Here is an 11,730-nt window from a genome sequence, read left to right on the forward strand (position 1 = left end):
TTGTGGTCGTTTAGATGGACGTTGTACTCGTGAGAACGCCGTCTTCGCCGACGGTCAGAAATCGCGGCGGTCCGGAGTGCGTACTCGCTACGCCGGTACCTCCCGGCGTGCCGATGAGTGCCAGTGCCCCCGCGCCGGCCGTTCCCACCCGAAATTCACGCCGACGCATCGCGTCTCCTCCCCTGCCGTGCGTGTCAGTCAGTCACTGTCCATGCCAGTGCACGCACCGGTCGTACGACATTGCCGATATTAAACCTTTGGGAACTAATACCTCAAAGGTTTCCAGCGGGTATCGGCCGCGGGAAGTGATGTGCTTTTCAAAGCGGCCCGTCGAGAGAGACGTATGACTACACGCGGGGACACGCTCCGACTCGCCACGCGCGGCTCCGATCTGGCGTTGCGGCAGGCGGCCACGGTCAGGGACGCCCTAGCCAGCAGGCGACTCACTGTCGAGTTGACGGAGGTCGAGACCACCGGCGACCAGATACGCGACGAACTCATCCACCGCCTCGGCAAGACCGGCGCGTTCGTCCGCAGTTTAGACGAGAAGGTCATCGCGGGCGAACTCGACGCCGCCGTCCACTCGATGAAGGACATGCCGACCGAGCGGCCCGACGAACTGGTCGTCGCCGGCGTCCCCGAACGCGCCGCGGCGGGCGACGCGCTCGTGACGCCCGACGGCGTCGAACTGGACGACTTACCGGAGGGCGCGACGGTCGGCACGTCGAGCCTCCGCCGCCGCGCGCAGCTGCTCGCCGAGCGGCCCGACCTCACCGTCGAGCCGCTGCGGGGCAACGTCGACACGCGCATCGAGAAGCTGCTCGCGCCGACGCTCCAGCGCGAACACCAGGAGCGTCACGAGGCCGAACAGGAGCGAAAGGAACACGCCGGAAATGACGATGACGACTACGAGTTCCCCTACGAACAGGACGTAGAGGCGTGGTTCAATGGACTGTCGGAACTCGAACGCCGCGCGATGGGGCGGGAGCCGGACGTCGAGTACGACGCCATCGTCCTCGCGCGGGCGGGACTCGACCGCGCCGGCCTCTCCCATCACGTCGGGACGACGGAACTGGACACCAGCGCGTTCGTCCCCGCCCCCGGACAGGGCGCGCTCGCGGTAACGGCCGTCGACGGCGACCTCGCCGTAGAGATCAAAGACCGCATCGACCACCGACGGACCCGCGTCGAGACGACCGTCGAGCGGACGATACTCGCGGAACTCGGCGGCGGCTGCGTGGCTCCCATCGGCGTCTACGCCACGCTCGAAGGCGGCGTCGTCCACACGAACGTCCGCGTCCTCTCGCGGGACGGCGACGAGGAGGTGCGGGTCGGCCGCGACCTCCCCGTCGAGCGCCACGTCTCCGCCGCCGTCGACCTCGCCGCGGAACTGGCAGAGCGGGGGGCCGACGACCTCATCGCCGAGGCCAAGCGCGACGCGGGCGCGGCCGACGACGACGCGGCGACCGCCCGGGAGGAAGAGGAAGACGCATGACCGACCGGACTGCGGTCGGCAAGGTCTACCTCGTCGGCTCCGGCCCCGGCGACCCGGACCTGCTGACGGTGAAAGCCCGTCGCCTCCTCGACGAGGCCGACGTAGTGTTGCACGACAAACTGCCCGGTCCCAAGATTCTCGATCTGATTCCCGAGGACCGACGCGAGGACGTGGGCAAGCGCGCCGGCGGCGAGTGGACGCCACAGGAGTACACGAACGCCCGCATGGTCGAACTCGCCCGGGAAGGCAAGACGGTCGTTCGGCTCAAGGGCGGCGACCCCACCGTCTTCGGCCGCGGCGGCGAGGAGATGGTGACGCTCGCCGAGAACGAGATCCCGTTCGAGGTCGTGCCGGGCATCACGAGCGCCATCGCCGGCCCGGAGGTCGCGGGGATCCCGGTCACGCACCGCGATCACGTCTCTTCCGTCTCCTTTGTCACGGGCCACGAGGACCCCACCAAAGACGAGTCGGCCGTCGACTGGGGGGCGCTCGCGGCCACGGGCGGCACCATCGTCGTCCTGATGGGCGTCGGCAAACTGCCCGACTACACCGCGGCGCTCCGCGAGGCGGGGATGGACCCCGAGACGCCGGTCGCGCTGGTCGAACGCGCGACCTGGCCCGACCAGCGAGTCGCCACCGGCACCCTAGAGACCATCGTCGACGTGCGGGACGCGGAAGGTATCGAACCGCCCGCGATCACCGTCATCGGAGCCGTCGCGGGCCAGCGGGAACGCGTCGTCGAGTTCCTGGAGGGAGACTGATGCGCGAGGAACCGCGCCTCCGCGTCGCGGCGTTCCGACCCGACGACGAGCGTCTGGCGGCCGCGGTCGAACTGCTCGACTCGCTGGGTGCGGACCCGGTCCCCGACCCGATGCTCGCCGTCGAGCCGACCGACAACTCGCCCCGGAGCGACGCCGACTACGTCGTCCTGACGAGCAAGACGGGCGTCGGACTCGCAGCCGACGCGGGCTGGTCGCCCGGCGAGGCGACGGTCTGTGCCATCGGCGACGCGACGGCCGCGGCGCTCCGCGAGGCGGACTACACCGTCGACGTGGTCCCCGAGGAGTTCTCCTCGGCGGGGCTGGTCCGCAGGCTGGAGGCCGAGGTGGCCGGCGCTCGCGTCGAAGTCGCTCGCTCGGACCACGGCTCTGCGGTCCTTACTGATGGACTCGAAGCCGCGGGCGCGTACGTCCACGAGACGGTGCTCTACCGCCTCGTCCGCCCGCCCGAGTCCGGCGAATCCGCCGAACTCGCCGCCGCCGGTGAACTCGACGCCGCGCTCTTCACCTCCTCGCTGACCGTCCGACACTTCCTCGCGGCCGCCGAGGAGAGGGGCATCCGCGAGGCCGCCGTCGCCGGACTGCGGGATGCGACGGTCGGAACTATCGGAAATCCCACGAAGGAAACTGCAGAGAACGCCGGGATATCGGTGGATATCGTCCCCGAGCGCGCGGACTTCGAGACGCTGGCCTGCGAAACCGTCGAGGCGGCCGCGCCGACTCATCGCGAGTGAGTCGCCTGACGGGTACCGCCGGCGCTACTCGCTCGCGGCCTCGCGCACTCGCTGGTCTTCGTCCATCTCGGCCCGCAGCGTCTCCAGTTCGTACTCGACGGCCCTCTCGTTCGAGAGGCGGTCGAGTTCCCGGTCGATGTCGTCGCTGTCGTCTAAGACGGACTCCAGCTGCCCGCTCTCTTCCAGTTCTTCGAGGGCGGCGGCGCGGGCCTCCATCCGCTCGGTGCGCTCGGTCGCGCGTTCGATGGACCGACTGACGTCGGCCATCGTGTCGCCGACGCCGGTGAAGGCCTCGGAGACGCGGGCCGACGCTTCGGCGGCCTCGTAGCGGGCCTTCACCGTCTCCTTGCGCGTGCGGAACTGCTCGATCTGGCTCGACAGTTCCGCGCGCTTGCCGACCAGTCCGTCCTGCGTCTCCTGGAGCGAGTCGATCTGCTCGGTGAGTTCGCTGATCTGGCTGACGTGGGCCTGCTTCTTCTCTAGGGCGCGCCGCGCGAGGTCGTCGCGGTCCTGTCGCATCGCCTCGCGGGCCTGTCCGTCGTACTTCTCGACGTTCTCGCGGAGCCGCCGGCGATGGATCTCCAGCCGCTTCTTCTGGGTCGTCACGTCGGCGATGCCGCGGGTCACGTTCTGCAGTTCGTCGCGCAACTCCTCGTAGGAGTAGTCCAACTCCGCCGAGGGGTCCGACGCTCGGTTCAACAGGGCGTTGAGTTTCGCGCGGATAGTGTAGGAGATGCGACCGAGTAGACTCATCGGGCCACCTCGCCGTACTCGTCGGACGCCGCTCGCGGGCTACGTGACATACGGCTTCCTACGACTGACAGCGGCATAACAATACCGTCGGGAACCCCGCGGCGACGACCGGGAGTTTATATCCGAATCCGAACGTACCCTGCCACGATGGCCGGTCCAGTTCCCGAACTCGACGAACGCGCCGCCGCGGGCGCGCGACGCCTGCGGTCGGCCGACCGTGTCCTGCACGCCTCCCACATCGACGCCGACGGCCTGACCAGCGCCGCTATCGCCACGACGGCGCTCGAACGGGCCGGGGTGTCCGTCGAGACGGTGTTCAAGAAGCAACTCGACGCCGACGAGATCGCGAGCATCGCCGCCCGCGAGCACGAGACGGTGCTGTTCACGGACTTCGGCTCGGGCCAACTCGACGCCATCTCCGAGCACGTCGCCGCGGGCGACTTCGAGATGGTCGTCGCCGACCACCACCAGCCGGCCGACCCCGGAGACTGTCATCCGGATGCCGTCGTCGACACGGACGGCTACGCCGACTTCGACTGTCACGTCAACCCCCTGCTGGTTGGCCTCAACGGCGCGTCGGAGCTCTCGGGGGCGGGCGCGGCCTACGCGCTGGCCCGCTCGCTCGAACCCGACGACGGCGACAACCGCGACCTCGCGGCGCTGGCCGTCGTCGGGGCCGTCGGCGACATGCAGGCCACCGGCGGCGAACTGATCGGGGCCAACGCGGGCATCGTCGAGGAGGGCGTCGCCGCCGACGTGCTCTCAGAGGGGACGGACCTCTCGCTGTACGGGAAGCAGACCCGTCCGCTCCCGAAACTGCTGGAATACGCCACCGAGGTTCCGATTCCGGGCATCTCGAACGACCAAGCGGGCGCGACCCGCTTCCTCGAAGACCTCGGACTGGAACTGAAGGCAAAGGGCGAGTGGCGCACGTGGGCCGACTTGGACGCCGACGAGCGCCAGACGGTCGCCAGCGCCTTGGTCCAGCGGGCGGTCACGCGCGGCGTGCCCGCCTCGAAGATCGACTCGCTCGTCGGAACCACCTACACGCTCACCGCCGAACCGACCGGGACGGAACTGCGCGACGCCAGCGAGTTCTCGACGCTGCTCAACGCCACCGCCCGGTACGAGCGCGCGGACGTGGGACTGGCGGTGTGTCTCGGCGAACGCGACGCCCCCCTCGACGAGGCCCGCTCCCTGCTCTCGAACCACCGCCGGAACCTCTCGGAGGGGTTGGACCTCGTCAAAGAGCGCGGCGTCACCCAGTCGGCGCACGTCCAGTACTTCGACGCCGGCGACGTGATCCGCGAGACCATCGTCGGCATCGTCGCCGGGATGGCGCTCGGCACGAACGGCGTGGATTCGGACAAACCCATCATCGCCTTCGCCGACGCCGACGGCGAGCGGAAGGTGTCCTCGCGCGCGACCGGCCCGCTCGTCGGCCGCGGCGTCGACCTCTCTGTGGTGATGCGGGAGGCCTCCCAGTCGGTCGGCGGCGACGGCGGCGGCCACGACATCGCCGCCGGCGCGACGATTCCGGCCGGGAAAGAGGCGGCGTTCATCGACGCCGCCGACGACGTCGTCGCCGAGCAGTTGGGATAGCTCGCTCGCAACAAGAGCTATACGCCCCCATCTCTCATTAGGCGGACGAATGGACTCCCGGCTGTCGTTCGACCTCGTGCTGGTCGTTCTCGCGGCGCTGCTCTCGTACACCGAGACGTTCGGCTTCGCGGACCCGCGGGCGACCATCTACGAGATAATCGGCGTTCTCCTCGGGCTGGATATCCGCGTCTACCTCGTACTGGGCGGGATGGTGGGCATGTCGTTCGTCGCCTACCTCGTCGTCTACCTGCCGCAGAAGGCGGCCCGCTCGGCGGGGCCCTGAGAACGCGGCGACCGACTCCGCGTCACCTTTATCCCCCGGCGTCCATCTCCCGCCAATGACGGAGTTCGATCCCGAGAAGTTCGAGGACAAGTACGCGAACTACTTCCCGGAGCTGCAGAAGGCGTACAAACAGGCCTTCGAGGTGATGAACGACCGCTACGACTCCGAACTCGTCCACGCCATCGACCAGCAGATCCTCAACGAGTCCGAGCCGTTCTACGACGAGGACGACGGGTTCTACGTCGAGCTGCCCGAGGACCCGCTCGACCGCCTCACCGCTATCGTCGCCGACGACGAGAAGGCCGAGACGATACTCGACGAGTTCGTCGCCGAGATCGAGTCCCAACTCCGGCGCATCTTCGACGTCTAGTTATTCGGGTTGTCGTTGCTAGTACGGCTGTTCGAATGCCGACCGCTTAGAGCCAGAAAGCCCCAGACGGCTACACTCCCGCGGCTCGCTGTGCGCTTCCTTCGCTCCCGACGGTCGCTCAGTGCAGTGCTTACTTCACCGGGGTTCGTGTAGCCGTCTGCCCCTTTCAGTCCCACCCGATAGCTAGTCGAACAGCCGACAGGGTGGGACTGAAAGGGGCCGGGTGCTCGCCGTTCGAGACGAAGTAAGCACTGGACGAAGCGAGCGTAGCGAGTGAGGAAGCGCGTGGTTCGAGAGAGCTTCGCTCTCTCGTCATCCCGAAAATCTTCGATTTTCGGACGACAGCGAGTCGCAGTAGGCGAGCACCTGGGGGCTTTCTGGCCGTTCGCGGTTGTCTTCCCTTCCGTGCTGAGCGCTTCAGTTGCTAGGCGACATGGGAAGGTTCGTTACCGTCGAACTGTAAGCCGCCGACATGGACCAACGCAAGCCCCCGCAGACGGAGGAGGGCTGGTACGTGCTGCACGACTGCCGGCAGATAGACTGGGACGCGTGGCGCGACGCGCCGCAGCGAGTTCGGGACCGGGCGCTCTCGGAGGGCGTCGAGTTCCTCTCTGCGTACGAAGACGTTCAGGACGCCGAGGAGGGGCAGACGGCCGTCTACACGGTGCTCGGACACAAGGCCGACGTGATGATTCTGCACCTGCGGCCGACGATGGGCGATCTGGACGCCGCCGAGCGCCACTTCGAGCAGACGGAGTTCGCGCAGTTCACCGAGCGGGCGTTCTCCTACGTCTCGGTGACGGAGGCGTCGGGATACACCGAGAAGGCCCGCGAGTACTTCGACGGCGAGGTCGACGACGACTCGGGGCTGGCCCAGTACATCCAGTCGCGCCTGCACCCCGACGTGCCCGACGAGGAGTTCGTCTGTTTCTACCCGATGGACAAGCGACGGGACCCCGAACAGAACTGGTACGACACGGCCTTCGAGGAGCGCGCGGCTCACATCAAGCGCCACGGCGACATCGGCCGGGGCTACGGCGGCGAGGTCAGTCAGATGATCTCCGGCTCGATCGGCTTCGACGACTGGGAGTGGGGTATCACGCTCTGGAGCGAGGACATGACCAGCGTGAAGGAACTGCTGACCGAGATGCGCTTCGACCCCTCGACCTCCCGCTACGCCGAGTTCGGGCCGTTCTACGTCGGTCGGCGCTTCGACCCGGTGGACTTACCCGCCGTCCTCGCGGGCCAGCGAGTGCCGACCGACGAGCGGCCCGCAGCCGGACAGCCGACGGCCGAACGGGCCGCCCACGCCGGCGGCGAAGCGACGCGGATCCGCACCGAACAAGGAGGGGGACACGCCCGGACCGGCGACGCCGAAGGCCACGGGGACGCCCACCCCGGCAGCGCCGGTGAGGGCGACCACCCGCACGGCGGCGAGGCGGCGGCCGCCGACCACCCCGCAAGCGATCGCGGCCACGACGGGGACGGTGGGGACGACGGCGATGAGGGCGAAGACGGTTCCGGTCACAGCGGCGGCCGCCCCGACGTTTCGGGGGACTTCGAGGAAGTCGACGACGCCGCCCAGCGGGTCGGCCGCCTCGGCGTCCACGAGGACGAGGAGTACGACGCCGGCGACTACGCTCTCGTCTTCCGCTCGTCGGCCGACGCCGAGTCCCTCGTCGACGACGTCGAGGACCTCGCCGAGAGCTTCGACCACTACGACCGCCACGTCCTGACCACCGTCCGCGCCCAGAGCGGGCAGGCCCACGTCGTCAGCATCTGGACGGCGAAGGAGGCCGCCGAGACGGCCGCCGGGTTCCTCGGCGACTTGGACGGTATCGAATCGCAGGTCGGCGGCCCGCTCGGCAAGCGCGACGCGGACGGCGAAAACCGGAGCGAGAACGGAGCCGACGGGGACCGCGCCGACGCGGCGGCCTCCTCGCAGTCGATCCGCGAGCAGCTCCAGTCCGAAGGGGTCTACGCGGGCCAGCCCCACGGCGAGGACGTCTACGCCCTCGTGGTCTACTCCGAGGCCGAGACGGACGAACTGGCCGACGAGGTCTCGAACCTCCGGGGCGCGTTCGAGCGCTACGACACGCACGTTCGCACCAGCATCTACGCCGACCCCGACGCTGACACGGCGGCCGTCGCGTCGCTGTGGGACACCGAAGACGCCGCGGAGACCGCCAGCGAGTACCTCACCGACCTGCCCGGCGTCGTCCGCAAGCAGGGCGAATCCGACGGCTTCGGGACGATGGGGATGTTCTACACCGTCAAGCCGGAGCACCGCGCCGACTTCGTCGAGAAGTTCGCCACCGTCGGCGACCTCTTAGCGGACATGGACGGCCACCGAGAGACGGCGCTGCTGATCAACCGCGACGACGAGAACGACATGTTCATCGCCAGCCAGTGGGACAGCAAGGACGACGCGATGGACTTCTTCCGTTCCGACGCCTTCTCCGACACCGTGAGCTGGGGCCGAGACGTACTGGCCGACCGCCCGCGGCACGTCTTCCTGGCGTAACTCGCGGTCTGGCCTTCTCACGAAACCGGCTCAGTACTGCTGATAGCTCGCGCTGCCGACGCGAATCTCCAGACAGGCCCATTCCATCTCCTCGCCGCCGTCGGCCGCTTCGGCCTCGTCTCCGTCCGTCTCCGAGGATTCGCCCTCACCGCGATATATCTCGTCCATCCGCGTCTGGACGCGTTCGATTCGCTCGTCGTCCTCGACTTCCCGGGCGGTACCGAGCAACTGGACGCTCCAGTCCACGTCGGGACCGTCCGCTCGTTCGATGGAGACGGCGACTCTCGGATTCGAGCGGACGTTCGCCAGTTTCTTTCCGCCCGTGAGGACGTACAGCGCCGCGCGCTCCTCTGCCGCTTCGCCCTCTGTTCCGTTCGATTCGAAGACGTACCAGACGGGCGCGACGTGCGGTCGGCCGTCGACGCTGGTCGCGAGGTGCGCCGACAGCGGCGCGTCGGCGATGCGGTCGACGACCTCTGCGGAGATGTCCATACCCCGCTTACGGTCGGCGACGAGTTAACGCTCGCGCGAGCGCTCAGTCACCGCTCGGCGATGGAAGCCGTATCCACCGTCGTAATCGCCGGGATCGAGCGAACGCGAAGCCGTGGCGATGTTCGGCGAGTCCACTCGCCGGGACGCCAGTCGTCGTCGGCGCACCGAGACGAGGCCGGGCCGGCCAGTAAATGACACCGGCTCGCTGACATTCCTCCCTGTTGCTTCCATCCGCAGAACTATCCGAATATTGCCCATAGATAGCGCTTATCCGTCCCTACCTGCTAATACTCGAACACAAAATGTTGCCTTCCGTTCGACGAAACAACGAACGCACGAGCACGCCGTTCGGCACGAACGCCGACCGCCTCGAATGCGAACTCTGCCAGGAACAGGGGCGCTGTCTCGACCGCTTCGGCATCGTCGCCTGCCGCTCCTGTCGAGCGTCGTTCCTGCCGCGACCGTCGCTGCTGTGACGCTCAGTCGTCCTCTTCGGTCATCGTCTTCTCGATATCCAGCTCGTCGAAGTAGATGTCCAGCCCGTCCTGTGCGACTTTCTCGGCCAGTACGGCACACTTCACGCGCATCGGCGAGATGTCGACGCCGAGCATGTCGACGATGTCGTCGCGGTCCATCGCCCGCAAATCGCCGACGGGCATTCCCTGTAGCTTCTCGGTCAGCATCGACGCCGACGCCTGCGAGATGGCACAGCCGTCGCCGCGGAAGACGACGTGTTCGATGGTCTCCTCGTCCTCGCTCAGCACGACGTCCATCCGAATCTCGTCGCCGCACATCGGGTTCTCGCCGACGTGGGTGAACGTGGGGTCCTCGATCTCGCCGGTGTTGCGAGGATTCTTGTAGTGGTCGAGAATCTGCTGCCGGTACATGTCTGAGCCGCCGATACCCATTGTTAGCGTCTCGTAGGCCGCTGGCGCGGAAAAGGCTTGCCGTCCGACCTTTTTTCGTGGGGGGAATCGCGCTCGCCGTAGGCGAGCGCTCAACCCCCGACAAAAAACGTCGATGAAAAAAGGCCGAACTCGCGGCGACGCCGCGAGTTCGGGGAAACCGCGTCACAGGCGCGGTATGCTTCTCGGGCAGGCCTGCCCTTCCCCGGGTCGCGCGACAGAGCGCGCTCCCGGCCACTGCACGCTACCGCTCTCCTGCTCAGATGTCGTCGTAGGGACCGCCCTTCGAGTCTGCGAGGCGCTCGAACTGGTCGTCGGAGAGCGAGACGGTGGCCGCGCCGAGGTTCTCTTCGAGTTGGTCGACGGTGCGGGCACCGACCAGCGGCGAGGCGACGGCGTCGTGGCGCATCAGCCACGCGAGCGAGGCCTGCGCGGGCGTGGCGTCCACCTCGTCGGCGACGGCGCGCACCTCGTCGACCACGTCGAAGTTCTCCTCGGTGAGGTAGGCCTCTTTCCAGCCCTCGTCCTCGCTGGCCGCCGAGTCGTCGGCCGCGCGGTCCTCGCGGTCGTACTTGCCCGTGAGCACGCCCTGTCCCAGCGGGCTCCACGGACAGACGCCGAGGCCGTAGTCCCGGCACATGTCGAGGTAGTCCCCCTCCACCTCTCGGTTGACGAGGTTGTAGCGGGGTTGGGAGACCGTGAACGGTTCCAGCCCCTCCTTTTTCGCTATCTCGTTTGCCTTGGCGACTCGCCACGCGTTCGGCTCGAACGTCGACGCACCGAGGTAGTTCACCTTCCCGTCGTCGACGAGTCCCGTGAGCGTGCGCATGAGCTCGCGGGCCGGCGTCTCCTCGTCCCAGCGGTGGATGTAGAGCACGTCCAGGTACTCCGTCCCCAGCCGGTCGAGCATCAGATCGATGTTGCGCCGGATGTGTTTTCGGCCGAGGCCGCGGCCGTTGGGGTCGTCCTCGCGCGTCGGCCAGTAGACCTTCGAGGCGAGGACGTACTCCTCGCGGTCCCGCTCGTCGAGCCAGTCGCCGATCCAGCGCTCGCTGTCACCGCCGCCGTAGACGTCGGCGGTGTCGACGAAGCGCCCGCCGGCCGTCTCGTACGCGTCGAGCAGTTCGTGGGCGCGCTCCTCGTCGATCTCGACGGTCCCCTCGTCCGTCTCGCGGCCGAAGCGCCACGTCCCGAACGCGAGTTCGCTGACCGACAGTCCCGTCTGTCCGAGTCGAACGTAGTCGAGGTCCACGTCTTCGAGTGTCATGTGTCCCGAAGACGTTCGGGCGACGCCCGCTTCAATGGTCGGGCGGCGGTGGCGTTGGCCGGTGTCTCCCGCGGCGGTCAGTCCTCGGTCCAGTACATGAGCGCTTCCTTTTCGGTTCCGCAGTTGGGACAGGTGTCGGGCAGCCCCTCGTCGATCTCGCCCATCTCCCCGCAGACCGTGCATCGCCACATCAGTTCGGCCTCCCCGAAATCGTGACCGGAGCGAGCGTGTTCGACGCTCAGACTCTCGACGCCTTCGCGGGTGGTGACGAAGAACCCGCCCTCTTCCATCCCGCGTATCGTCCCGAGAACGGCTCCGTCGGCGTTGTAGACGGTCTCGCCGAACGCGGCCGATTCAGCTTCTCGCTCCGGTTCGTCCGCGTCCGCTTCGTCGGGGGTTTCACCTCGTCCGCTCATACAGGTGTTAGGATTTCGACAGGCTTCAAGGCTCGCCCCTCGTTTCGACTCGCCCCCAGCGGCGAACAACTGCGGAGTCCGGTGAGACTCGCTTCGCTCGTCTCCCCGAC

General features: G+C 67.8%; 14 protein-coding genes. 8 read left to right on the plus strand and 6 right to left on the minus strand.

Annotated features, from left to right (window positions below):
• Window positions 1-10 precede the first annotated feature (10 nt).
• Window positions 11-169 carry a hypothetical protein gene (locus EGH23_RS15415; protein ID WP_220580883.1) on the minus strand — a complete coding sequence of 53 codons (159 nt, stop codon included), beginning with the start codon at window positions 167-169 and terminating at the stop codon, window positions 11-13.
• Between the two features lie 174 nt (window positions 170-343).
• Here EGH23_RS15415 and hemC point away from each other — a divergent pair, with 174 nt between their 5' ends.
• Genes hemC through EGH23_RS15430 form a run of 3 tightly spaced genes read left to right on the plus strand, consistent with a single transcriptional unit; the run spans window position 344 to window position 3,008 of the window.
• A complete protein-coding gene (gene hemC, locus EGH23_RS15420) occupies window positions 344-1,495 on the plus strand; it encodes a hydroxymethylbilane synthase (protein ID WP_220580884.1) in 1,152 nt (383 codons plus the stop codon).
• The gene (gene cobA, locus EGH23_RS15425; protein WP_220580885.1) at window positions 1,492-2,256 is read left to right on the plus strand and encodes a uroporphyrinogen-III C-methyltransferase; all 765 of its coding nucleotides are present in this window, start codon (window positions 1,492-1,494) and stop codon (window positions 2,254-2,256) included. Before hemC ends, cobA begins: the two co-directional genes overlap by 4 nt.
• Window positions 2,256-3,008 carry a uroporphyrinogen-III synthase gene (locus EGH23_RS15430; protein WP_220580886.1) on the plus strand — a complete coding sequence of 251 codons (753 nt, stop codon included), beginning with the start codon at window positions 2,256-2,258 and terminating at the stop codon, window positions 3,006-3,008. The genes cobA and EGH23_RS15430 overlap by 1 nt, the downstream gene beginning before the upstream one ends.
• 24 nt (window positions 3,009-3,032) lie before the next feature.
• Here EGH23_RS15430 and EGH23_RS15435 read toward each other — a convergent pair whose 3' ends face one another.
• Window positions 3,033-3,761: a PspA/IM30 family protein gene (locus EGH23_RS15435; RefSeq protein WP_220580887.1), complete on the minus strand. Its 729-nt coding sequence runs from the start codon at window positions 3,759-3,761 to the stop codon at window positions 3,033-3,035.
• A gap of 147 nt (window positions 3,762-3,908) precedes the next feature.
• On the opposite strand from EGH23_RS15435, the gene recJ reads away from it, so the two are divergent.
• From recJ to EGH23_RS15455, 4 genes are all read left to right on the plus strand, one after another.
• On the plus strand, window positions 3,909-5,363 hold the full coding sequence (gene recJ / locus EGH23_RS15440) for a RecJ family nuclease (RefSeq protein WP_220580888.1): 1,455 nt from the start codon (window positions 3,909-3,911) through the stop codon (window positions 5,361-5,363).
• A gap of 49 nt (window positions 5,364-5,412) precedes the next feature.
• Window positions 5,413-5,646: a hypothetical protein gene (locus tag EGH23_RS15445; RefSeq protein WP_220580889.1), complete on the plus strand. Its 234-nt coding sequence runs from the start codon at window positions 5,413-5,415 to the stop codon at window positions 5,644-5,646.
• 55 nt (window positions 5,647-5,701) lie between these two features.
• Entirely contained in the window at window positions 5,702-6,016 is a 315-nt protein-coding gene (locus EGH23_RS15450; RefSeq protein WP_220580890.1) for a DUF5783 family protein, read from the plus strand.
• A gap of 472 nt (window positions 6,017-6,488) precedes the next feature.
• Entirely contained in the window at window positions 6,489-8,540 is a 2,052-nt protein-coding gene (locus tag EGH23_RS15455; RefSeq protein ID WP_220580891.1) for a heme-binding protein, read from the plus strand.
• Window positions 8,541-8,570: 30 nt separating this feature from the next.
• Here the strand turns inward: EGH23_RS15455 and EGH23_RS15460 are convergent, their stop codons facing one another.
• Window positions 8,571-9,032, minus strand: a complete 462-nt coding sequence (locus EGH23_RS15460) for a pyridoxamine 5'-phosphate oxidase family protein (protein ID WP_220580892.1) — start codon at window positions 9,030-9,032, stop codon at window positions 8,571-8,573.
• Between the two features lie 302 nt (window positions 9,033-9,334).
• On the opposite strand from EGH23_RS15460, the gene EGH23_RS15465 reads away from it, so the two are divergent.
• Window positions 9,335-9,508: a hypothetical protein gene (locus EGH23_RS15465; protein ID WP_220580893.1), complete on the plus strand. Its 174-nt coding sequence runs from the start codon at window positions 9,335-9,337 to the stop codon at window positions 9,506-9,508.
• Window positions 9,509-9,511: 3 nt separating this feature from the next.
• Here the strand turns inward: EGH23_RS15465 and EGH23_RS15470 are convergent, their stop codons facing one another.
• From EGH23_RS15470 to EGH23_RS15480, 3 genes are all read right to left on the minus strand, one after another.
• A complete protein-coding gene (locus EGH23_RS15470) occupies window positions 9,512-9,940 on the minus strand; it encodes an iron-sulfur cluster assembly scaffold protein (RefSeq protein ID WP_220580894.1) in 429 nt (142 codons plus the stop codon).
• 256 nt (window positions 9,941-10,196) lie between these two features.
• Entirely contained in the window at window positions 10,197-11,204 is a 1,008-nt protein-coding gene (locus EGH23_RS15475; protein WP_220580895.1) for an aldo/keto reductase, read from the minus strand.
• A 77-nt stretch (window positions 11,205-11,281) separates the two neighbouring features.
• Window positions 11,282-11,620 (minus strand): DUF7130 family rubredoxin-like protein, encoded by a 339-nt coding sequence (locus EGH23_RS15480; protein WP_220580896.1) that lies wholly within the window; start codon window positions 11,618-11,620, stop codon window positions 11,282-11,284.
• Between the last annotated feature and the right edge of the window lie 110 nt (window positions 11,621-11,730).

The sequence above is a fragment of the Haloarcula nitratireducens genome (assembly GCF_019599505.1).

Excerpts from the sequence above, each read along its gene's own strand:
- EGH23_RS15415 (WP_220580883.1), bottom strand. The coding sequence starts at position 169 with ATGCGTCGGCGTGAATTTCGGGTGGGAACGGCCGGCGCGGGGGCACTG.
- hemC (WP_220580884.1), top strand. The coding sequence starts at position 344 with ATGACTACACGCGGGGACACGCTCCGACTCGCCACGCGCGGCTCCGAT.
- cobA (WP_220580885.1), top strand. The coding sequence starts at position 1,492 with ATGACCGACCGGACTGCGGTCGGCAAGGTCTACCTCGTCGGCTCCGGC.
- EGH23_RS15430 (WP_220580886.1), top strand. The coding sequence starts at position 2,256 with ATGCGCGAGGAACCGCGCCTCCGCGTCGCGGCGTTCCGACCCGACGAC.
- EGH23_RS15435 (WP_220580887.1), bottom strand. The coding sequence starts at position 3,761 with ATGAGTCTACTCGGTCGCATCTCCTACACTATCCGCGCGAAACTCAAC.
- recJ (WP_220580888.1), top strand. The coding sequence starts at position 3,909 with ATGGCCGGTCCAGTTCCCGAACTCGACGAACGCGCCGCCGCGGGCGCG.
- EGH23_RS15445 (WP_220580889.1), top strand. The coding sequence starts at position 5,413 with ATGGACTCCCGGCTGTCGTTCGACCTCGTGCTGGTCGTTCTCGCGGCG.
- EGH23_RS15450 (WP_220580890.1), top strand. The coding sequence starts at position 5,702 with ATGACGGAGTTCGATCCCGAGAAGTTCGAGGACAAGTACGCGAACTAC.
- EGH23_RS15455 (WP_220580891.1), top strand. The coding sequence starts at position 6,489 with ATGGACCAACGCAAGCCCCCGCAGACGGAGGAGGGCTGGTACGTGCTG.
- EGH23_RS15460 (WP_220580892.1), bottom strand. The coding sequence starts at position 9,032 with ATGGACATCTCCGCAGAGGTCGTCGACCGCATCGCCGACGCGCCGCTG.
- EGH23_RS15465 (WP_220580893.1), top strand. The coding sequence starts at position 9,335 with ATGTTGCCTTCCGTTCGACGAAACAACGAACGCACGAGCACGCCGTTC.
- EGH23_RS15470 (WP_220580894.1), bottom strand. The coding sequence starts at position 9,940 with ATGGGTATCGGCGGCTCAGACATGTACCGGCAGCAGATTCTCGACCAC.
- EGH23_RS15475 (WP_220580895.1), bottom strand. The coding sequence starts at position 11,204 with ATGACACTCGAAGACGTGGACCTCGACTACGTTCGACTCGGACAGACG.
- EGH23_RS15480 (WP_220580896.1), bottom strand. The coding sequence starts at position 11,620 with ATGAGCGGACGAGGTGAAACCCCCGACGAAGCGGACGCGGACGAACCG.